This is a genomic window from Vibrio celticus (genome assembly GCF_024347335.1).
Classification (GTDB): domain Bacteria; phylum Pseudomonadota; class Gammaproteobacteria; order Enterobacterales; family Vibrionaceae; genus Vibrio; species Vibrio celticus.
In genome coordinates, this window is the sequence record NZ_AP025463.1 from 3,334,979 (window position 1) to 3,355,869 (window position 20,891).

General features: G+C 44.2%; 17 protein-coding genes. 7 read left to right on the top strand and 10 right to left on the bottom strand.

The window, feature by feature from the left end; all coding sequences use genetic code 11:
• Positions 1–62: 62 nt before the first annotated feature.
• A complete protein-coding gene (locus OCV19_RS14940) occupies positions 63–5,819 on the bottom strand; it encodes a hypothetical protein (protein WP_240508222.1) in 5,757 nt (1,918 codons plus the stop codon).
• Between the two features lie 399 nt (positions 5,820–6,218).
• Complete coding sequence (gene efp / locus OCV19_RS14945) at positions 6,219–6,785, bottom strand: elongation factor P (protein WP_065677186.1); 567 nt, start codon at positions 6,783–6,785, stop codon at positions 6,219–6,221.
• A gap of 33 nt (positions 6,786–6,818) precedes the next feature.
• Here efp and epmB point away from each other — a divergent pair, with 33 nt between their 5' ends.
• The 3 genes from epmB to OCV19_RS14960 all read left to right on the top strand — a co-directional run bounded on the left by epmB (position 6,819) and on the right by OCV19_RS14960 (position 8,994).
• A complete protein-coding gene (gene epmB / locus OCV19_RS14950) occupies positions 6,819–7,841 on the top strand; it encodes an EF-P beta-lysylation protein EpmB (protein ID WP_065677185.1) in 1,023 nt (340 codons plus the stop codon).
• A 13-nt stretch (positions 7,842–7,854) separates the two neighbouring features.
• Positions 7,855–8,400 (top strand): prepilin-type N-terminal cleavage/methylation domain-containing protein, encoded by a 546-nt coding sequence (locus tag OCV19_RS14955; RefSeq protein WP_065677184.1) that lies wholly within the window; start codon positions 7,855–7,857, stop codon positions 8,398–8,400.
• A 105-nt stretch (positions 8,401–8,505) separates the two neighbouring features.
• Positions 8,506–8,994, top strand: a complete 489-nt coding sequence (locus OCV19_RS14960) for an MgtC/SapB family protein (protein ID WP_048607785.1) — start codon at positions 8,506–8,508, stop codon at positions 8,992–8,994.
• An 86-nt stretch (positions 8,995–9,080) separates the two neighbouring features.
• Here OCV19_RS14960 and OCV19_RS14965 read toward each other — a convergent pair whose 3' ends face one another.
• Both OCV19_RS14965 and OCV19_RS14970 read right to left on the bottom strand, forming a co-directional pair.
• The gene (locus OCV19_RS14965; protein ID WP_065677183.1) at positions 9,081–10,559 is read right to left on the bottom strand and encodes a sensor domain-containing diguanylate cyclase; all 1,479 of its coding nucleotides are present in this window, start codon (positions 10,557–10,559) and stop codon (positions 9,081–9,083) included.
• A 192-nt stretch (positions 10,560–10,751) separates the two neighbouring features.
• Entirely contained in the window at positions 10,752–11,309 is a 558-nt protein-coding gene (locus OCV19_RS14970; protein ID WP_017068001.1) for a VC2662 family protein, read from the bottom strand.
• Between the two features lie 444 nt (positions 11,310–11,753).
• On the opposite strand from OCV19_RS14970, the gene OCV19_RS14975 reads away from it, so the two are divergent.
• Entirely contained in the window at positions 11,754–14,174 is a 2,421-nt protein-coding gene (locus tag OCV19_RS14975) for a hybrid sensor histidine kinase/response regulator (protein ID WP_065677181.1), read from the top strand.
• A gap of 134 nt (positions 14,175–14,308) precedes the next feature.
• Here the strand turns inward: OCV19_RS14975 and groL are convergent, their stop codons facing one another.
• On the bottom strand, positions 14,309–15,955 hold the full coding sequence (gene groL / locus OCV19_RS14980) for a chaperonin GroEL (protein ID WP_065677180.1): 1,647 nt from the start codon (positions 15,953–15,955) through the stop codon (positions 14,309–14,311).
• A gap of 193 nt (positions 15,956–16,148) precedes the next feature.
• Positions 16,149–16,439 carry a co-chaperone GroES gene (locus OCV19_RS14985; RefSeq protein WP_017061289.1) on the bottom strand — a complete coding sequence of 97 codons (291 nt, stop codon included), beginning with the start codon at positions 16,437–16,439 and terminating at the stop codon, positions 16,149–16,151.
• Positions 16,440–16,851: 412 nt separating this feature from the next.
• Between OCV19_RS14985 and OCV19_RS14990 the strand changes: the two genes are divergently transcribed.
• Positions 16,852–18,201 carry an MATE family efflux transporter gene (locus OCV19_RS14990; RefSeq protein ID WP_065677178.1) on the top strand — a complete coding sequence of 450 codons (1,350 nt, stop codon included), beginning with the start codon at positions 16,852–16,854 and terminating at the stop codon, positions 18,199–18,201.
• 62 nt (positions 18,202–18,263) lie between these two features.
• Here the strand turns inward: OCV19_RS14990 and OCV19_RS14995 are convergent, their stop codons facing one another.
• Together OCV19_RS14995 and OCV19_RS15000 are read right to left on the bottom strand one after the other, a co-directional pair.
• Complete coding sequence (locus OCV19_RS14995; protein WP_017067998.1) at positions 18,264–18,560, bottom strand: HigA family addiction module antitoxin; 297 nt, start codon at positions 18,558–18,560, stop codon at positions 18,264–18,266.
• Positions 18,560–18,838: a type II toxin-antitoxin system RelE/ParE family toxin gene (locus OCV19_RS15000; protein ID WP_017067997.1), complete on the bottom strand. Its 279-nt coding sequence runs from the start codon at positions 18,836–18,838 to the stop codon at positions 18,560–18,562. The genes OCV19_RS14995 and OCV19_RS15000 overlap by 1 nt, the downstream gene beginning before the upstream one ends.
• 125 nt (positions 18,839–18,963) lie before the next feature.
• Here OCV19_RS15000 and OCV19_RS15005 point away from each other — a divergent pair, with 125 nt between their 5' ends.
• Entirely contained in the window at positions 18,964–19,446 is a 483-nt protein-coding gene (locus OCV19_RS15005) for a methylated-DNA--[protein]-cysteine S-methyltransferase (RefSeq protein ID WP_065677177.1), read from the top strand.
• A 107-nt stretch (positions 19,447–19,553) separates the two neighbouring features.
• On the top strand, positions 19,554–19,805 hold the full coding sequence (locus OCV19_RS15010) for a type II toxin-antitoxin system Phd/YefM family antitoxin (protein WP_050652399.1): 252 nt from the start codon (positions 19,554–19,556) through the stop codon (positions 19,803–19,805).
• Positions 19,806–19,841: 36 nt separating this feature from the next.
• On the opposite strand, the gene OCV19_RS15015 is transcribed toward OCV19_RS15010, so the two are convergent.
• Both OCV19_RS15015 and OCV19_RS15020 read right to left on the bottom strand, forming a co-directional pair.
• Positions 19,842–20,165, bottom strand: coding sequence for a nucleotidyltransferase family protein (locus OCV19_RS15015; RefSeq protein ID WP_017093684.1), 324 nt, complete (start codon positions 20,163–20,165; stop codon positions 19,842–19,844).
• Positions 20,155–20,601 (bottom strand): HI0074 family nucleotidyltransferase substrate-binding subunit, encoded by a 447-nt coding sequence (locus OCV19_RS15020; RefSeq protein WP_017093683.1) that lies wholly within the window; start codon positions 20,599–20,601, stop codon positions 20,155–20,157. Before OCV19_RS15020 ends, OCV19_RS15015 begins: the two co-directional genes overlap by 11 nt.
• Positions 20,602–20,891: the final 290 nt, after the last annotated feature.

A 20,891-nucleotide genomic window follows, 5' to 3' on the forward strand; every position in this document is an offset into this window, starting at 1 on the left:
TAGAAAACGCCTAGGTTTGACCCTAGGCGTTTATTCTATGCTAGATGATAAGTCTATATGCGTTACGGCGATTCAAACCCCACAAATCGCATCACACCCGAGAATATCTCAGCTTCTCCCTCTGCCGGCGCAGGGTTGCTCCAGGTTGGATCGCTCCAGAAGGATTTAGTCGTAATATACTCTCCATCTTGATCAACCTTATTCCAGATGTCTTTGGCTCCTATAAATTCCTCTTCGGTTATGGTTAAGGTCACCTCACCATTCAAAATCACCCAATCGAACCCGAACAATCCCTCATCATCGTCAAAGTAGCCAGTACCGTTACTATGGAACACAACCTGTTCTTCAACTACAGCCATGACGGTGCCATTTATCTCCCAAAGATCGATGAGCTCCCAACGAGAACTTTCACTGCCATTACCTGTGAAATCAGACTCTATAAACTGAGCACCACCAACGGTACAGTTGGCGACTGCGCTGTCATAGTCCGAACGAGTGCCAAAGTCAGAGGGTTGGTCCGTAAAATCATCCCATGGTGAATCACCATCCTCACAGACCGTTACTGTTCCCTCGTAGGTAACATTTGTAAACACCTCCTCTGAACCATCCCTAGAGATAGTTAATTCATCATCAGTTTGTGATAAAAGTACCCATTGCTCGGTTGAGGTATCTTCATAAGTTATCATCATGGTATTAGCTGAAGTTTTCATCCAACTGTTCCCATAGGTCTCAGTGCCATCATTGCCAATATAGCTCATACTGCCGTTATCATGGAAAAAGAGGGTGTTACCATCGTACTCCATCAATACCAAGTTAGTCGGGTCAAACTGCAGAGCGTTTCTATCTTGTTGCACCACGGTATCTGCCCATATCCAACTTTCAGTCACACCGCCTAACGTTTCTTCCTCGAAGAACTTAATTGACCAAGTTTGCTCCATTGACTCTAATAACGCCCAGTAAGTCGTGAAGCTCTCCGATTCATCAGAATAACTAACCTTAATAAAGCCATCTTCTATGGCCCAGTCATCGATATAGTCACCACCCTCACTCTTCAATACATGTACAGTACCATCAGCATTGAACAAGTAATCACGTGTATTACCATCACCTTTCACTCGCTGGAAGTTCAAGTCCTCTATCATTTCAGTCGTGATATCGCTACGACCACCACAAAGTGCAATTGCAGTTTCGTAGTCACTCATACTCGGGATAGGTTGCCCCTCAACAGGTTCTGCATCACCGATGTAGCACTCTTCAAGCACAATCGGACGATCTTGTTGAACAATAGTATCCATCCAGATATAGCTACTTGATTGACCGTCCACAACTTCGTTCTCATAGAACTTGATTGACCACGTATCATCCAACGAATCTAACAGTGCCCAGTAAGTCGTGAAGCTCTCCGATTCATCAGAATAGCTGATCTTAACCAAGCCATCTTCTATGACCCAATCGTCAGTATAGTTACCGCCCTCTCCCTTCAATACATGCACTGTGCCATCAGCATTGAACAAGTAGTCACGAGTATTTCCATTGCCTTTAACGCGTTGGAAGTTTAGACCCTCGACCATTTCATTGGTAATGTGAGTTCGACCGCCACAATCCGCAATCGCAAGCTCATAGTCAGCCATGATTGGGCTTGACTGATCATCGCTATCACCCAAGTAACAGGTAAATAGGTAATCGCTCAACACTAAACCATCGTCTATAGACTGTGCGGCAATACCATTGAAAGCGTACATAGTATCGTCCGATGGTTCAGCACTTGGCGCCTCAATCTCACCTACCGTAAGTTCACCATTGTACATACTAAAGATCATGGTAGGCGTATCCCCCTCTCCCATGTAGGGCATAGCCTCGACCGGTACGGTAAATTCGACGATATCTTCACCGTGTAATGTGTAACGTAAGTAATCCGCAGTAGCGACGCGACTTGCCGTTCCTGCGTCCCAATCAAAGAAGTAATAATGCGCCGTGCCATCACTCACTAACTCGATATCAAAGTCTAGATAGAGGCCAACAGAGGTAGTAAGATCTGTGGAAACCGACTCACCGACCGACTGCGACACAATAATGTCGTCCAGACTTGTAATAGAGCTACCATCCGTATCATAACCGACGTCAGAGAACCTCACGTACGGACTACCACCCTCCCATAGGAAGTACTGGTTTACGGCTGGAGAGAAGGTAAACATTACCGCTTGTGAGCCTTCAGCGAACCTCGCCTCTTCCATGAAGTCGAACCACTCAAAGTAGACTTCATACAATGCCATATCCGATAGGTTTACCACCTCAGATTCTACTGAATAATAGAAACTGGAATTGTCTTCTGGATAAGCAATGACATGCTCACCAGAGAAATCTATCGTATAACCTGCCGGAACTTGCCAGCCATTTTCAGTGAGCTGTACGTCCCCCTCAGCTTCAAGCGGTAGCGAGATAAAAGATTGATCACCACGGTACTGTATGAGTTCCGTAAGGGCTAACGCATCGCCGCCATAGCTCAAGGTTTCTTTAAACAGAATATCTACGAACGATAGTTCGCTCCTATCGCTGAAGAATCCGTAAAGAGTCCCCTCTTGCTCCGCAAACTCTTGGGCGGTAATAGTCCACTTATTTGGGTCGGTTGGATAAAGGTCTTCACCGTCATAAACGCCGTCTTCATCTGAATCAGCATTATTCGGATCTAAACCTTCGGTTGCATTCTCATGGTTATCGCCTAAACCATCACTATCAGAATCCGCCCACTCTAATGAGTCATAAGGGAAGGCATCGCTATTGTCGCCAACATAGTCACCATCACTATCATCCCATTCATTTGGATCATTAGGGAAAGCATCCTCGTAGTCTTTAAAGCCATCGTCGTCACTATCTTGGTTTAGAACCTGTGTAAGATAGTCTTGAGCTGCTGTCTCGTCTAAAAAGAACATTCCTAGGCTATTGTTCCAACTAAACGCTTCCTCCGTTAGATCCATGCCCCATGTATCTATGCCCCTACGATAGTAGGCATCGTACCAAGACCAAGGATTATCGACGACCGGAACCATAAGCACCATATCAACATCATTCACTCCGGTAAACGAACCAGGAACCACACCACTATCACCAAGATCCAGTGTAACCAGTGTTGGAATACCAGTATCAGTGAACAGATAGTCTTGTGTTACGACGTGCCATTGAATTGCCCCATTGTCATCGTATTGGAAACTGCTTGTAGGTAACAGCGTAGCGTATCGGCTCAGGCCTGGAATGATTTGGTCATCAATAAGCTCCAACTCTGTGCCAGCAACACGGGCATCCTCTACCTGTTGTGGTAGATCCACAACAGCTTGTGTTCCCCACTCATCAAATGAGGTAGCAACCCAAAGGCCATTAGATTGTTTCTGGTAAACGCGATAGGCCTGTCCGACGTTATCTGTGTCAGTCGTAAATGAATAATCAGTTAATGGGTAGTGCTGCCACTCTATGTGTTTATTTTCTTCCACATCACTAACAGAGCGAGACACTGCATTCCATTCATTGAACAAAGTATTTTTTGGATCACTATCGACAATAAGTTGAGTATTCGTCTCCTCGTCTAGAACCGTACGCTCTCCACTTTCAAGAACATCACCATTAATCAGTACCTCTTTGCGGTAGTAATTCCAGTACGCTGTGAGATCGTCCCATTTGCCATCATTAAAGTTAAAGTCTGCGTACTCATGGAATTCACCATCTTGTGGGTTTGCCCATATTGGTGTCGAATATTCGTAGACATAGCTACCATCAGGGATATTATTAAATCGAAGTTCAACATTGATGTAACCGTCTGCACCCCAGTCCTGCTTAGACTCCACGAAACTCTGCACGTAATCCTGCGTTACAGTGGTTAAAGTCTGAGCCCATTGAGCTTGATGGGTTTGAACATCGTCGATATCAAAGCCATTTACCGTGTATTCGGTTAACGTTTCGACCGCTTGAACGCCCTCTGCGACGTCCTCAAATTCCACTGATACACTATGTATTGTATCTATTTGAGATAAGTCATTTGGGTGAACTCTAGATGTTAAGGCTACGCCTTGTTCATAGACACGACCATTACCGCCGAAACCGCCCTCAAGAGATGCATCACCCTCATCGATATAGCGCCAATACGTCTCGCTTGTTTCGGTTCTAGTACCAATTTCAAGAGACATGCCTTCGTAACGTGCAGTACCATCGAGGTTATAGTCGTACGCAAAGGTCTGGATACGAGTAAAGTCATCATTTAACAGGTGATCGACACTTTGTGTCGTGCCATATACCACGTCATCAGCAGTGATATATTGAGTAGTTATGGTGGTAACAATCTCTCCGCTATTCAGTGTCTCAACCATTTCTTCGACCTCAATATCCAGTGTAATGATATCGCGATCTGTTATGTTTAAAACTGCTACATCAGTTGCACTAACATTGGCCACAACATCAGCAATTGACTTATTTCCATCCTCTGGATGAACATCGGCATTATTACCAACGCCATCACCGTCCACATCGACCCATTCGGTCGCATCGGTTGGGAATTCATCAACATCATTGTTGTAACTGTCGTTATCCGTATCGTTTGGATACGGGTCATCCTCGTTATCGCCTAAGCCATCATCATCCGTATCTGCCCATTCGGTCGCATCGGTTGGGAATTCATCGGCATTATTACCAACACCATCACCGTCCGTATCTGCCCATTCGGTTGGGTCATTATCAAATACATCTTGATTGTCACCATAGCCATCAGAGTCATTATCAGCCCACTCAGTTGGATCTTGTGGGAAGACATCATCAATACTGTCTACCCCATCCGAATCATGGTCACCAGCACGAGAACGATCCGTTGGAAACGCATCATTGACATCAGGATAGATGTCATCTTCTCCGTCCACCGTATCATCATTTAGGTCGGCATTATTACCAATCTCATCACCATCGGAGTCCAGGCTTTCATCGGGATCATTCGGAAAGTCATCTAAGTCATTGGGGACGCCGTCATCATCTGTGTCATTAGAAAAATCGACACCCTCTGTCGCACCACCAACATTATCAAATGTCTTATCGCTATCACCTGCAACTTCTTCAATTTTCTTTTTGATTTCATTATTCACAGATGCAGTCACAGAGATAAACTTAGTCCCTTTATCTTCACTTTCAGCAACTTCTTGCAACTCTTGAGGAGATGAAGGCAAAACATTTGAATCAACCAAGTTTTCAGCGGCATAAGCGGCAGCCTCAACACCTGACTCAACAAAATCACCTAAGATTTCATCTTCATCTAAGCCTAGCTGATCAGCGACTTGCTGAATGGCAGCTTGCTTTGCTGCTTCAACCGCAGCAGCATCGTCAGAATCTGTAGTGTTTTGCTCGATCAATACGTGAACTAGCGTACTCAAAGGGGTGACATCTTTTTCACCTGGAGGGGCTGACATAATATAGTCGTCAGACACCGTAACATCAGGTTCATCTTCATCAATCGTCTGCCCGGAGATCGCTTGCACAACGACAGGGTACTGTTCAGGGTTGTCGACATCGGTGACGTCTAAATCTGCAACTCCGCCATCACCAGAAATAGCATTAGGCTCACCGTCGTCTAAGACGTAGTTACCGTTAAGGTCTAACCAAATTCGAGCATGACGTAAATAACCATCAATTGCAGTCACACTGTATTTAGTCGTTTCAGCTGGGGAGCTGGGAGTCGAGGGAGTCTCACTCGGAGTCGTGGTTGACACGGTTGTATCATCGTCATCACATCCTGAAAGCCCGACGATACTAACCAAACCAAGAGCCAACGTAATTGCATTAAGTCTCATATTAATATCCACGTAGTTGCTTAATAACATCGCGTATAAAGCTAGTAGACTCTACTCATTCTAACAATATTGTAATCAGCTTCCCTTCCCACCACTCACATTCACAAAATCAATATTAAACAGTCACATATTGAATTGAGAGATTTTTGTTGCGATATATAAACGCCAACAACACCTTGTAAATCTATAAGTTAGATAAAATTTTTGATTTTCATCCAGAATACAACCAAAATATGACACTAGTCACATAATGTAGCCTTGTAACCAAGGTGAATCGCATCTGGCTTACTCACTCTTGATTTTCCAGCTCTTCGTATCCCGCATCTCGTTTACGCGCATCTGTTCTTAAGGCACAAAAAAAGGCCGCCTAAGCGACCTTTTTCAGATACTTGAAGTAAATTACTTCACACGACCAACGTATTCGCCAGTACGAGTATCAACTTTAACAACTTCACCGATAGCGATGAATAGAGGTACGCGAACTACCGCGCCTGTTGCTAGAGTTGCAGGCTTACCGCCAGTACCTTGTGTGTCGCCTTTAAGGCCAGGATCGGTTTCTGTTACTGCGATCTCAACAAAGTTTGGTGGAGTTACTGTGATAGGGTTATCATTCCACAACGTTAGAGTACATACGTCGTTTTCAACTAACCATTTAGCTGTTTCGCCAACTGCTTTTACGTCAGCAGCGATTTGCTCGAATGTTTCATTGTTCATGAAGTGGTAGAATTCGCCATCGCTGTATAGGTAGCCTAGTTCAACGTCTACAACGTCCGCTAGTTCTACTGTATCGCCTGACTTAAATGTTTTCTCTAACACTTTGCCTGACAGCAGTTTACGAAGTTTAACACGGTTAAACGCTTGGCCTTTACCTGGCTTAACGTATTCATTGTCGATAATTGAGCAAGGCTCGTTATCCATCATGAATTTTAAACCGCCTTTGAATTCATTGGTGCTTACTGACGCCATGATTTTCTCTTCCACATCTTTGAGTTAATTTCAATGCCGCATATCATAACCCGAAAAGTCGAATCTGTTGAGCAAAACTGGCTCAAACAACTATCGAATGCGATCTCTGACCCGACAAAACTGCTTGAGGCATTGGAAATAGACCCAACACCGTGGCAAGCAGGCTTCGCTGCTCGTGAGTTATTTGCACTTCGGGTACCTCTTAGCTTTGTCGAACGAATGGAAAAAGGCAACCCACACGATCCATTGCTACGACAGGTTTTACCGCTAAGCGAAGAGTTTGAGGTACACCAAGGCTATTCCGCTGATCCACTGGAAGAACAAGAAAACGCAATTCCGGGCTTACTGCACAAATACAAAAATCGTGCACTGATGATTGTGAAAGGCGGCTGTGCGATTAACTGCCGCTACTGCTTCCGTCGTCACTTCCCTTATCAAGATAACAAGGGCTCGAAGTCTGTGTGGCAAACCAGCCTCGACTATGTGGCGGCTCACCCAGAGATCAACGAAGTTATCTTGTCGGGAGGCGATCCACTGATGGCGAAAGACAGCGAACTCGAGTGGCTGATTCATTCTATTGAACAAATTCCACATGTAAAAACCGTTCGAATTCATAGCCGATTACCAGTTGTGATTCCCGCTCGAGTAACGGATGAACTGTGCCAATTGCTAGCTCAAACTCGCCTTAATGTGGTGATGGTCAGCCACATTAACCATGCTAACGAAATCAACCTAGAGCTCAAACAAGCCTTCCACAAGCTTAAGTTAAGTGGTGCTACTCTGCTCAACCAAGGCGTGATGCTTAAAGGCGTAAACAACAGCGCTAACTCATTGAAAGAATTAAGCGAAAAGCTATTCGACGCCGGTATTTTACCTTACTATATGCATGTACTTGATAAGGTTCAGGGCGCAGCGCACTTCTATATTTCAGATGAAGAGGCGAAGCATCACTTTAAAGGATTAATCTCTGAGGTTTCTGGCTACCTAGTACCTAAGTTAACCCGTGAGATTGGCGGACGCAGCAGCAAGACACCGCTCGACCTACACATTGAATAGAGAAGTTGTATCAATGAAACACAATACCTCAGTTGCTCCACCAGCAACCACATCTCAACCAGCGCTTAGGTTCAGCTCAAGAGGTTTCACCATCATCGAGCTGGTCGTGGTGATCGTGATTCTAAGTATTGTGTCGGTCACTGCAGCTTCTAAGTTCCTCAACCTTCAAACCGATGCTCGTATCTCGACATTAAACGGCCTTAAAGGCGGAATGGAGGGCGCAAGTGCTATGCTTTATGGTAAGACATCGGCATTAGGCTTAGATAAAGCTGCTAGTGCGTCAGTGAATGTTGAGGGCGACGATATCTCAGTTGTCTATGGCTACCCGGCGGCAATCAACAGTGACGCTTGGTCAATGCTAATCGAATCCACGTTTCTGGATGCAGAATGGGGCGTGGGTAATGCAGATTGGTATTTTACGAATAGTAATCACGCAGATGGAAAAATCATCTACGCTCCAGCAAGTCGCAAAAAGGTAGATGAAAACTGCTATCTTGAGTACCAAGAAGCGACAGAGACCACGACACCAGTCTTCACCTTAACAACAGACGGCTGCTAGGTTTTAAGTAATCTTTATCAATCGTTAAGACAAAAAGTTTTTGTTCGATCGTCCGGTCTATTATTAGCATACTCGGCTCTATTCTAAATTTTTAGGAGGGGTGATATGACACAATTTATAGAACAAACTCTCAACCTTGCCCCCTTTAGCTGGGCAGGTCTTGCAGTATGCATGCTGTGTGGTTCGTTAATCGGTATCGAGCGACAAACACGCGGTAAACCGGTAGGGATCAGAACATCGATTCTGATCATCAGTGGTACCTATTTCTTCCTTACGATGGCGATTAGCCTTTCCCCTAACACGCTAGATCAAGCTCGTGTGCTTGGTCAGATCATTACTGGGGTAGGTTTCCTTGGCGCTGGGGTAATGATGACTCTGGATGGAAAGATTCATGGCGTGACTTCAGCCGCGATTATCTGGGTACTCGCTGCATTAGGTATGATGATCGCACTTGGTCACCTTTCGCAATCGGTCATTATCACGCTAATGGCGCTCGTGATTCTGCTTGGTGTCGATAAGGTGGAAAACAGCTTCCAAAGCCTGCGTCGTGGCGTTCACCAAAAGTGGATGAGAAAAGGGCGCGTGAAGAAATAGCGCAGCACTTGATAGCCTTAGTGGTAATGCCAATGATACAAAGAAGCCTAGTCAAACGATTAGGCTTCGCATTATTTTGGGAGAACTTAATACACCTGAATACACACCTGATTCTTACCTGCAGCCTTTGCCTTATAAAGCTGCTCATCCGAGGAGCGAATGCTTTGGTTTTCCCACAAGTGCCCGACGCTGTCGAACTTATAAAGAGAGTAGAGCGTCGCGCCACCAGACACTGAGATACTAATCTTGTCACCCGTAGGGCATCGATAACTCTGTAGGCTAATGTCGTTTTGAATTCGCTCAAAGATCGATGAAAGCAACTCAGACGATTCACCCGTAATCGCGACAACAAACTCTTCGCCACCAAACCGCGCCACGATATCTTGCTGTCTAACGCTGTTCAGCATCAAGCGAGCAACATGGCAAATCACCTCGTCCCCCACTTTATGGCCATGCTGATCATTAACGACTTTGAAATCATCGATATCAAACACGCCAACACCAATAATCGGCTCTTCATCTTGCGCCAGTAATCGAGCCTCAAAACCACGTCGATTCAGCAAGCCCGTTAATGGGTCGCGCATTGCTAGCTCATTTAGACGCTGGTGCTCTTGTCTTGTATAGAAGCGCCATAGCCATAAAACCGAGAGCAGATACAAAACCAACAGTATCGAAAGCTGAATCTTCTCCATTTCCAAGATATGCAGAAAGTGCTCGCTCTTGTCTTCTTCAATACTCAGATATAACTGGGTGTCAATGTCATCAACATACAGAGGTTTGGAATAAGTAAAGTCCATAAACCCATATTTGTTTGCGCCTCGCGTACTGGTGACTTTGTAGCCATGGGTAGGGTTTGAGACTAGGTTAGAGACATAGCCATCGACACCCAACACCCCTTTAAACTCACCATTAACGTAGATTCCTTTGGTTAAGGTCACCACTTTCTGACCTGTCAGGTAGTCATCATATTGGCCGGTATACACCACTTGGTCTTGCCCTTGAGCTAAGCCAAAGCGAATCGTATTCACCCAATAAGGCCTGCTATTCACAACCGAATCAAAGGTGTCGCCCTTGATGTAACTGGCAAAATCAGAAGGCGAAGAGATAATGAATTTCTCTTTTGAAATGAAGTAAATCGCAGAAATGGTATCGATGGTATTGGCAAAATAAGCCATGGTCGGCGCGATGAACAGGCGCTTACCCGCTTCGGTATAAAGGTCCGATTTCGGGTTGCACATCTCGCGAGGGCCAGAGAACATAAAATCAAAACGAGGGGCATGTTGCTCCTCACTGGTGAAGTAACACGTCTCACCCTCGATCTTTTTGTCATGCGAGAATACGTAGGTATCCCCATGCAGTGGATAAAGCGCAGTGATGTTGTACTCAAGCGCATTTATGATCTGTGTGAGCTCCGCTAAAGAGCGTGTCACGCCTTGGTTTTCCATTCCATACTGCTTATCTGATTCTTCCGCTGAATCAACGAGCAACAAGCTCAAAACTACTAAAAAACTGGCGGTCAGGCCTAAGAAAGCCTTTTTAAAATCGACGGTATGGTTGTTAATCAAAGCATATAAATCATCATTAGGAATTTATCGCACATTGTACTTATAAGTAAAAATACTGCAATAGAAAATATAAAACAATATGCTTATCTATTTTGGAGGGGCGTTTGGAAATCTATAAGAAAATGTTGAGTTGCAATAACGCCTAAGTCAGATGCACTTAGGCGTTATGAATCACTATAGTAACACTAAGCCTTACTTAGCAAAGTTTACAATCGGAAAGCACGGGAAGAAACCGTTGTCAGCACAGTTGATCAGACCAACTTGTACGCCTTCGATTTTGTTGGTTTTGTTGAAGATACCAACCTGAACCGTAGACACTTCTGAAAGGTTCGCTGCACCAACATCAACCATAGTGTTACCTTCTGAGTAGTTTACAAAACTCACGTTCGCGCCTTTCACATCATTAGTAATGTTCACAGCACCAAGGTTAACACCGGTTGTTTTACCCGTATTCCAGTTGAAGAAACCCAGAGATGCACCGGTCATTTCTTGGTTCACTTTTGATGCACCAAAAATACCCAGGTTCACACCTGTGGTCGTTTGCGTCTCAGACATACCAACAACGGCAAGATCGACACCTTTAAGGTCGTTTACTTGTCCGTGAAGCAGAGCCAAACGCACACCGCCAACCGCATCTGAATCAGGTGCGTTGAAACCGTTAATCGTTGAAAACATAACAGGCGAAGAAGCAAATGCTGCCGGTGCCATTACTGCTGCTGACACAGCAAGTACTGAAAGTAGTTTTTTCATTGGGGAATCTCCACTGACTTATTGTTCACTTGATTAATCCATTTTTAATCAAGCATTTATTGTCCTTTATTCAACAGCTACCCATGTTAAATCAATGTCATAACTGTACTATTGAATATAAGCCGCTAAATCATAAAGAGCAATGGAAAAGCCGAAGATCAGATACGGGATGCGAGTAACGAGAGAAGAAGAGAAAAAAACAGAGACCGAAACCTCCGCTCTAACGCTTATTATTCCAAACAAAAATCTAGGCGAGAAAATCAGCATGTTTCACAAGCTTATAGCCCACACACTTATTGCCGCATCTAAAGCGATGTCATCCTAAAAAATTTATTGATAAAAGCTCAACAGACCTCAGGTATTCAAAAACTAATGTTCGTTAAATTCTGAAAATAAACTAAATTTTAATATAGGAATAGAACAATATGAAACAGTGGGAGTATCATGGTTAAGGAACCTACGAATAAACAGACCATTAAAGCGATTATTTCGCGTGGTTTTTTGGCTATCATGTTATTTTTAGGCCTTTATATCTATGTTAGCCATGTTCTGAAGAACAAAGAGCAGGACATGATTAATCTCCAGCTCAGTCTTTCTGAAGCTTATGGCGTTATGCTCTCTGTCAGACGACAAGAGCAGCAGTTTGTTTCCACAAGGCAACCAGAGATTCAAGAACAACTCAATATAAAGCGAAGTCAGCTGATCGAAAAGCTGGCTGAGATCGATGGGAAAATCGTACGAAGCGACCTCAATATTTCTTTTAATTATGCCAAAGTTGTCGAGTATCTCGACGAGTACCACACCGCCTTTACATTATTAGCCCTTGAGTTAGTCAGCATACATGGCAAGAGGGACCAAATTGGGCTCATTGAGAAACTAAAAAATGCAGCGTTGATACTTGAGCGCTTCGTACATGAATCCAATAATGTGCAGCTTGAAGAATTGACTTTAGAAACACAAGATCTCATGTATCAGTTCTTTACCGATTTTGATCAGACAACATTAGATAAGATTGTCGATTCATTGTTCAAAATCCAAGATGAAATAGAACAGAATTCCCCAACGATCAGTGCATTAGCTTCGTTTAATAATTTTAAACGCCACTTTTGGCGATTGCAGCGAGGGTTAAAGAGTGTCGGGTACAGCTCTGATAGCGGCCTCAAAGGAGAACTCACCAGCAGTATTTATCATGTTGAAGATGAGCTCAACTTACTTTTCACCGAAACACCCAAGCAGATCGCAGAGAGCCTGACGCAGATAAAGTTGTACAGCTACTTATCGACAGCCGCATTAGGAGGGGTGACGTTACTGGTGCTGCTTTATGTTGTGTGGCGTGCCAGTCAACTTGAAACTCAATTGATTGTTTCACAAGAGAAAGCACGACAAGCAAACCGTGCAAAAAGTGCCTTTCTTGCCAATATGTCTCATGAGATACGGACACCGCTTAATGGCGTGATTGGTATGTCAGAAATACTGGCAGAAACCAAACTATCCGCAGAACAGAAAGACTGCCTTGGGACTATCTATACCTCTTCTCAAACCTTACTTATGTTGATCAACGATGTTCTCGATCTGTCCAAAATTGAATCGGGTAAACTGGAAATTAATCCACATACGACAGACTTAAGAGAGCTGCTGTTTGATAGCGTGACTCTGATTTCTTCTAAAGCTTATCAAAAGCAGATTAAGTTGGAAGTTGAAATTGATGGCGAGCTCCCAGAGTACATTCATGTTGATGGGAATAAGATTCGCCAAGTGTTGATGAATTTAGCCTCAAATGCGATCAAATTTACAGAACAAGGCTCTATCGTATTCACCGCTAAACGGCTTCCATCATTGGAAACAGAGTGTGTGGTCGAGTTTTCTGTTCGAGATACAGGTATTGGTATCGCAGCAGACCAACAAGAGCACATTTTCAAAGCGTTTTGCCAAGAAGATACCAACATCACCTCCAATATTGCGGGGACCGGATTAGGGCTTAGTATTTCGTCACGTATGGTGGAAATGATGGGAGGCTCGATAAGCGTTGAGTCAGAGAAAGACGTGGGCAGTTGCTTTCATTTCCAATTAACCGTAGTGCCATCAGATCATTCTGAACATAAAAATCGTAAACAAACCGTTGTCTATTATTCAGATGCGCCATCGAAACTTTTACTCGATGACTTGTTCCGCCTTGGTTACTCACCACAACTAAAATCAATCGAAACAAACTTGGTGGCAACTGACCTCCCAGAGATCGCTTTGATGGAAGATATTAACCAAGCCAAAACACTGCATCGCTTAGCACCAGAGGTGAAAATCATCATAGTGAAAGATAATCTTAGTGATCCTATGAGTGAGTGTCATTTTATCTCAGGCTATGTGACTCTTCCTATGCTCGGTTCCCGCTTAAGTAGCATGTTGAACTCCGTGCTTGAAAGGTCACAGCCACACCCCCCTCAACATCAACCAGAGCCGATAGAAGCGACTGTACGTCAAAAAGTCCTCGTAGTTGAAGATAACCGCGTAAACCAGAAGGTGGTATGTATCAATTTAGATAAGTTAGGGATTGAATATTGGGTTGCCAATGATGGACAAGAAGCGATTGATTTATATAAAGAGCATCATCAAGACATCGGCCTTATCTTGATGGACTGCATGATGCCGAATGTAGATGGCTTTGAGGCAACAGAGCGAATCAGGCGCTATGAAGAAAACCTGCAACTTCAGGCAACACATATCCTCGCTTTAACGGCATCCGTGCTCGATGATGATATTAAACATTGCTTCGAGTGTGGAATGAACGATTATCTTCCAAAACCATTTAAGCGTGACATGATGCTGCAAAAAATTGATGAACAACAGTTTACGCACAAGGCAGGCTGACCAAGGAGCTTTGGAAAAAAAGAGTGATGGTGAAGCTGAAATACAGATACGGGATTCGAATATACGAGATGCGAAAAACAAAAACGGAGACCGAAGTCTCCGTTTTCAATTTCACTATGGATAGCGAGGGATGATTACATCATGCCGCCCATGCCACCCATACCGCCCATGCCGCCCATATCAGGCATTGCAGGCGCTGAATCTTGAGGCTTGTCTGTCACCATCGCTTCTGTTGTGATCATAAGACCGGCAACTGATGCTGCGAACTGAAGTGCGCTGCGAGTTACCTTAGTTGGATCTAGGATACCCATAGCAATCATGTCGCCGTATTCGCCAGTAGCCGCGTTGTAACCGTAGTTACCTTCGCCAGCACGAACGTTGTTAGCAACTACTGATTCTTCATCACCAGCGTTCTTAGTGATTTGACGAATCGGAGCTTCCATTGCACGCAGTGCAACACGGATACCTACGTTTTGCTCTTCGTTGTCGCCTTCAAGGCCAGCAACTTTAGATGCAGCGCGGATAAGTGCAACACCACCACCAGCAACCACACCCTCTTCAACTGCAGCGCGAGTCGCGTGAAGTGCATCTTCAACGCGGTCTTTCTTCTCTTTCATCTCAACTTCAGTCGCAGCGCCTACTTTGATTACTGCAACACCGCCAGCTAGCTTAGCTACTCGCTCTTGAAGTTTTTCTTTATCGTAGTCAGACGTTGCATCTTCGATTTGTTGACGAATTTGAGAAACACGACCTTGGATCATCACTTCGTCGCCCGCACCATCGATGATAGTCGAGTTTTCTTTAGTGATAGTAATACGCTTAGCTTGACCTAGGTCTTCTAGCGTTACTTTCTCAAGGTCTAGGCCGATCTCTTCAGAGATAACCGTACCGCCCGTTAGGATAGCGATGTCTTGAAGCATTGCTTTACGACGGTCACCGAAACCAGGTGCTTTAACAGCAGCCACTTTCACGATGCCACGCATGTTGTTCACAACTAGAGTTGCTAGCGCTTCGCCTTCTACATCTTCAGCGATGATTAGAAGTGGACGAGATGCCTTAGCAACTGCTTCTAGAGTCGGAAGAAGTTCACGGATGTTTGAAACTTTCTTGTCGATTAGAAGGATGAATGGGCTTTCTAGATCAACAGAACCCGCTTCTTGGTTGTTGATGAAGTAAGGAGATAGGTAACCGCGGTCGAACTGCATACCTTCTACTACGTCTAGCTCGTCTTGCAGAGCCTGACCTTCTTCAACGGTGATAACGCCATCACGACCTACTTTCTCCATCGCTTCAGCAATGATGTTACCAACTGTTGCGTCAGAGTTTGCAGAGATAGTACCTACTTGTGCGATAGCTTTTGTATCTGCACATGGAACCGAAAGGCCTTTTAGCTCTTCAACCGCTGCGATAACCGCTTTGTCGATGCCGCGCTTAAGATCCATTGGGTTCATGCCAGCAGCAACGGCTTTTAGGCCTTCAGTGATGATTGCTTGAGCAAGAACGGTTGCTGTAGTAGTACCGTCGCCCGCCGCGTCATTCGCTTGCGAAGCCACTTCTTTAACCATTTGTGCGCCCATGTTTTGGAACTTGTCTTCAAGTTCGATTTCACGTGCAACTGAAACACCATCTTTAGTGATCGTTGGTGCGCCAAATGATTTGTCTAGAACAACGTTACGGCCTTTAGGACCTAGCGTTACTTTTACCGCGTCAGCCAGAACGTTTACACCTTCTAGCATTTTAATACGTGCGTCGTTACCAAATTTAACGTCTTTAGCAGCCATCTTTATTTCCTTTAAATTCTTGTTTGTTGTTGGCTTTCATTTTCATCGTTCTGAGAAGTAACAATGAGAAAATTCAGTATTCTCTTCATCATTATCTGTTTCAGATTCCCTATCACGCTCGTACCTCGCTGTAGGGAATGACGTTTAGATTCTATCGAATATGAAAGCTATCTGATTATGGTCGGAGTGTGGATTACTCAACGATCGCCATGATGTCGTTTTCAGACATGATCAGAACTTCTTTGCCGTCGATTTTTTCAGATTTAGTACCGTAGCCTTCAGCAAAGATAACAGTGTCGCCAACTTTAACGTCCAATGGTTGTACTGAACCGTTTTCTAGAATGCGGCCTTTGCCAACAGCTAGAATTGTACCGCGAGTTGATTTTTCAGCGGCAGAACCAGTTAGAACGATGCCACCAGCAGATTTAGATTCAACTTCTTGGCGCTCAACGATAACTCGGTCGTGTAGAGGACGGATATTCATCGGTCAGATCTCCTGATAATTTCCATTTAATTTGATAGTTGCCACGATTGGCATGGGGTTACCCAATATGTTGGGGCGATGTGGAAGAACCCAAGGGGGAAAAGATAAAAATTGTGATCGAAAGAGCAGATTCGGGATGCGAGTAAACGAGATGCGAAGAGCTTAAAGATAAGAGCAGATGCGAGTTAACGAGTAGCGAAGAGAGGAAGACAAGAGAATCGCCTTCTTTGTTTTTGCTTTTCGTATCTCGCATCCCGTTACCCTCATCTAGCTCTTTGTATCTGCTCTTCAATCTTTTCGCATCCCGAATCTCGTTTACTAGTATCTGCTCTTTCACATCCCGTATCTGCTTTTCTTCCCTTCCCGCCCGCATCTGTTTATCCTACGCTTTTAGATTCTATCGGCGCTTTACATGCAAGATAAGCACGGGCTATTAACTGCCCCAATTGAGAGTACATTGCGTACCATGACCATACCGACCATATTCGGTATGGTGGCGATCTTGATGTTTAATCTCGTCGATACCTTCTTTATCTCATTGCTGGGCACGCAAGCCCTTGCTGCGGTGAGCTTTACCTTCCCTGTCACCTTTGCCATCAACTGCATCACCATGGGGATTGGTATTGGCTTATCGACATGTATCGGTCGATTGCTTGGCCAAGGCAGCGCACAAAATGCAGCACGCTTTACTTGTCACGGTTTATTACTTGCGGTGCTTCTTGTTGGTTTTGCATCAACTCTGGGGCTAGTAACACTAGAGCCTATGTTTACCCTGTTAGGAGCAGAGCCTGAGTTACTGCCACTGATATCCGAATACATGTCGGTCTGGTACTTAGCGATACCGTTGCTTGTTATTCCCATGGCAGGCAACAGCGCGATTCGAGCGACCGGTGATACAAAAACGCCCGCCAAGATCATGCTACTGGCTGGGCTTATCAATGGCGTTTTAGATCCGCTACTTATCTTCGGGTATGGGCCTTTCCCTGAACTGGGGATTCAAGGCGCTGCGATTGCCAGTGGTTTCAGTTGGTTTGGCGCTTTGTGTGGCTCACTGTACGTACTGATGGTGCGAGAAAAACTGCTTGCGCCTCCTAAGCTGACAAGCATCGTCAGTGACTGGCGACAGATTCTAAAAATAGGCACCCCAGCGGCTTTGTCTAACGCGCTCAATCCATTAGCCGGCGCCATTATTATGATGATGTTGGCCAAACAAGGAACTGAAGCCGTTGCTGCTTATGGCGCTGCCCAGCGTATTGAATCCATTCTTATCATTGTGTTGATGTCTCTGACCTCTGCCCTTACGCCTTTTATGGCGCAGAACTTTGGTGCAAACAACCCTCAACGCAGCTTTAAAGCACTATTTCTGAGTATGCGTTTTGCTGTGATGTTCCAAGGTTTGATTTTCTTGATGATGGTGCCACTGAGCATTCCTTTGGCTGCCCTGTTCTCTCAAGAAGAATCCGTCCGAGGCATATTGTGGCATTACCTGTTAGTCGTTCCCTTTAGCTATGGATTCCAAGGCATTGTGATGATGCTGATCAGCGGGATGAATGCCATGCATCAACCACTCAAAGCCTTTCAATGGAGCTTCATGCGTTTGTTTGTCTTTACCTTGCCATTCGCTTGGATAGGCAGCCAAATTGATGGTGCCGAAGGACTGTTTATAGGCTTAGCCTTGGGGAACATTGTCGGCGGTATTTCAGGGTATTGTTTTGCACTTCGTGTGAGAGCTAAAGCAGATGCGGGATACGAAGAGGGATAGTACAAACCAAAAACTGAAAGACAAACGCTGACTGCGCAGCGCTTAGTCCATCTTCGTTATATTTATGTCGCTAGAGCAAAGTTGATCGTATTTACCTTCGCTAGATTAACGTTCTGTTTTGCTTGCCACAGATCATAGTGATCCTGCATTGTTAACCAACTCTCCGGGGTTCTACCCAGTGACTTAGAAAGACGTAAAGCCATTTCAGGAGAAACTGCACTTTGGCCTTTAAGAACACGATTCAGCGTAGAAGGTGATACATCAAGCTGCTTTGCCACAAAGCGACAGCTATAACCAAACGGTTCCATATATAGGTCATAAATAAACTCACCTGGGTGAGGAGGGTTGTGCATACTCATTAGTGATAATCCTCATAATTTAAAATATAGGCATTACCATCAATAAATTCGAAAGTAATACGCCAATTACCATTTACTGTGATTGACCAAATACCATCTCTATCCCCTTTTAATGGGTGAAGCTTAAAGCCAGGTAGATCAACATCATCAATAATGGTTGCAGTATCTATAGCTGCCAACTGCATCCTAAGCTTACGCTCATGCTTAGCTTGAATACCGGCTTTACTGCCAGTCTCAAAAAACTTTTTGAGGCCTTTATGCTTGAATGTTTTAATCATACAGAGAGTGTAGCGCGTTGCGCATCATGAATCAAACTTCAAGCAACTTAAGAGCAGATGCGAGATTCGGGTAAGCGAGATTCGAAGAGCTTGAGAGCAGAAAAAACTAAAAAAAGGAAGATGACATGGAAGACACTATTTACAAAATGCTTTATGACGCACCGATAGGCAAGATGATCATTGTGAGTAATGGTGTGTCGCTTATTGAAATTGACCATGTAAATCATGAAGAGCTAATGACTAGCAATCCAGATGACCTTTGCCAACTGGCGACGAAACAGTTAGATGAATACTTTGCCGGAAAACGTACAAACTTTGATTTGCCTTTAAAGCCACAAGGTACTGATTTTCAGCTCAAAGCTTGGGTAGCTTTAACGACCATTCCTTATGGCGAAACCATCAGTTACGGTGAGCAAGCAAAGAGAATGGACAACCCAAAAGCCGTAAGAGCAGTGGGTGGCGCAAATGGCAAGAATCCATTTAGTCTTGTTGTTCCCTGCCATAGAGTCATCGGTGCAAATGGCACATTAACGGGCTACACCGGTGGTATGAACCGCAAAGAGTGGTTGTTGGATTTTGAACGTTCGGTTATAGATAAAACGCAATAATTTGTCTCACTAGAGCAAAAATATAAACGTTTCGCCATCAAGAAGCGCCATTATCACCAGACAACATATAGTCTATATTTAAAATTTCATATGAAGAGGTAATGATAATGTCCACTGAAACGATAGGTTACTTAAAAAAGCACGCAGCCAACCTCGATTTATCTGAACCTATGACCATTACTCAAAATGGTAAGCCCGCTTATACGATTGAATCTTATGACGATAGAAAGCATAGAGAAGAAGCTATAGCGCTAATGAAACTATTATCGTTTTCTATTGATGATGAAAAACATGGCCGAGTCAATTCAGGTACTCAGGTTCGAGATAAACTGGCAAAGCGTAAACAATCGGTTCAATAATCAACATCATCGATACGCTAATAAAAATACGCTCGATTATTTGAGTTTAATCCCATAGGTGTCAATATGGGCAAGTAGCTCATTCGATGTAATTCTATGCTTAACGAGCAAGTCAACCTTGAATGGAAGTGACGATTGTTCTAAACGATCTTGCAAGCCTGCGACGACACTTAACGAAATACCGTCCCCCTCGATAACAATATCGATGTCAGAGTTATCTTTATAAGTTCCAAGGGCTCTAGAACCAAACACCCAGGCATGAATGACTGAAGCATGGTTCAAAACAACATCCTCAATCAGCTGATATTGATGAGGCTTAAGGCCGACAGAGCCTGGGCTAACCAAATAACTATCGATCACATTTAACCTCTTGTTCGCATTGACCCTCTTGATCACATTTAAGCTTTAAATAGAGTGTGACTTGCCCTATCACTGGTGAAAATGACTCTAAGATCAGTGACTGAGCTTCAAGGACATTTTCCTCATCATAGGTGTGGGACAATAAATTTCGTTTTATGAGTGCTTCAAGCATGATCTCACACTGCTCCGAAGATAGGTGCTTAGCTTCTAAGGCTGTACGAAAAACGCTCCTCGGCGAAGCCACATCAAACCCTTCAAACTCAAGTAAGTCTTTAAGGGTCTTCCATGTAAGTTCGAAAGAAAATTCAAAAGTTTGCACTAACCCAGCGAGCTCTAACTCATTGTAGCTATCTTGTGAGCACGCTCTCTCAAGCCTTTGCTGCGCTTTCATTAAGTTTTGCAGTCGTTGCTTCCAACGGTCTGGGTTTGAGTTCATATAAACAGCCTAGGGATAAGGTAAAAGACAAGTATAGTATGAGCCTTAAGCTACCTAATCATTCAAGAAATGTCACTCTTTCGATATATATCAAGGCCGTTCTTTTCGTCTTTTGTTTAAGGTCGTGTCCTTCTGTTCTCCCCTACCTGTATCCTGCATGTTTTTCTCACCCAATACCTGCCTTAAGCTCTTCGAATCTCGTTTACCCATACCACCCATCTGCTCTTAAGCTCTTCGAATCTCGTTTACTCGCATCCCGTATCTATGCTCAAATTCCAGATACAAAAAAA

Bases quoted from the DNA above. Each gene is read 5' to 3' on its own strand.
- OCV19_RS14940 (WP_240508222.1), bottom strand. From the start codon at position 5,819: ATGAGACTTAATGCAATTACGTTGGCTCTTGGTTTGGTTAGTATCGTC.
- efp (WP_065677186.1), bottom strand. From the start codon at position 6,785: ATGGCGTCAGTAAGCACCAATGAATTCAAAGGCGGTTTAAAATTCATG.
- epmB (WP_065677185.1), top strand. From the start codon at position 6,819: ATGCCGCATATCATAACCCGAAAAGTCGAATCTGTTGAGCAAAACTGG.
- OCV19_RS14955 (WP_065677184.1), top strand. From the start codon at position 7,855: ATGAAACACAATACCTCAGTTGCTCCACCAGCAACCACATCTCAACCA.
- OCV19_RS14960 (WP_048607785.1), top strand. From the start codon at position 8,506: ATGACACAATTTATAGAACAAACTCTCAACCTTGCCCCCTTTAGCTGG.
- OCV19_RS14970 (WP_017068001.1), bottom strand. From the start codon at position 11,309: ATGAAAAAACTACTTTCAGTACTTGCTGTGTCAGCAGCAGTAATGGCA.
- OCV19_RS14975 (WP_065677181.1), top strand. From the start codon at position 11,754: ATGGTTAAGGAACCTACGAATAAACAGACCATTAAAGCGATTATTTCG.
- groL (WP_065677180.1), bottom strand. From the start codon at position 15,955: ATGGCTGCTAAAGACGTTAAATTTGGTAACGACGCACGTATTAAAATG.
- OCV19_RS14985 (WP_017061289.1), bottom strand. From the start codon at position 16,439: ATGAATATCCGTCCTCTACACGACCGAGTTATCGTTGAGCGCCAAGAA.
- OCV19_RS14990 (WP_065677178.1), top strand. From the start codon at position 16,852: ATGCAAGATAAGCACGGGCTATTAACTGCCCCAATTGAGAGTACATTG.
- OCV19_RS14995 (WP_017067998.1), bottom strand. From the start codon at position 18,560: ATGAGTATGCACAACCCTCCTCACCCAGGTGAGTTTATTTATGACCTA.
- OCV19_RS15000 (WP_017067997.1), bottom strand. From the start codon at position 18,838: ATGATTAAAACATTCAAGCATAAAGGCCTCAAAAAGTTTTTTGAGACT.
- OCV19_RS15005 (WP_065677177.1), top strand. From the start codon at position 18,964: ATGGAAGACACTATTTACAAAATGCTTTATGACGCACCGATAGGCAAG.
- OCV19_RS15010 (WP_050652399.1), top strand. From the start codon at position 19,554: ATGTCCACTGAAACGATAGGTTACTTAAAAAAGCACGCAGCCAACCTC.
- OCV19_RS15020 (WP_017093683.1), bottom strand. From the start codon at position 20,601: ATGAACTCAAACCCAGACCGTTGGAAGCAACGACTGCAAAACTTAATG.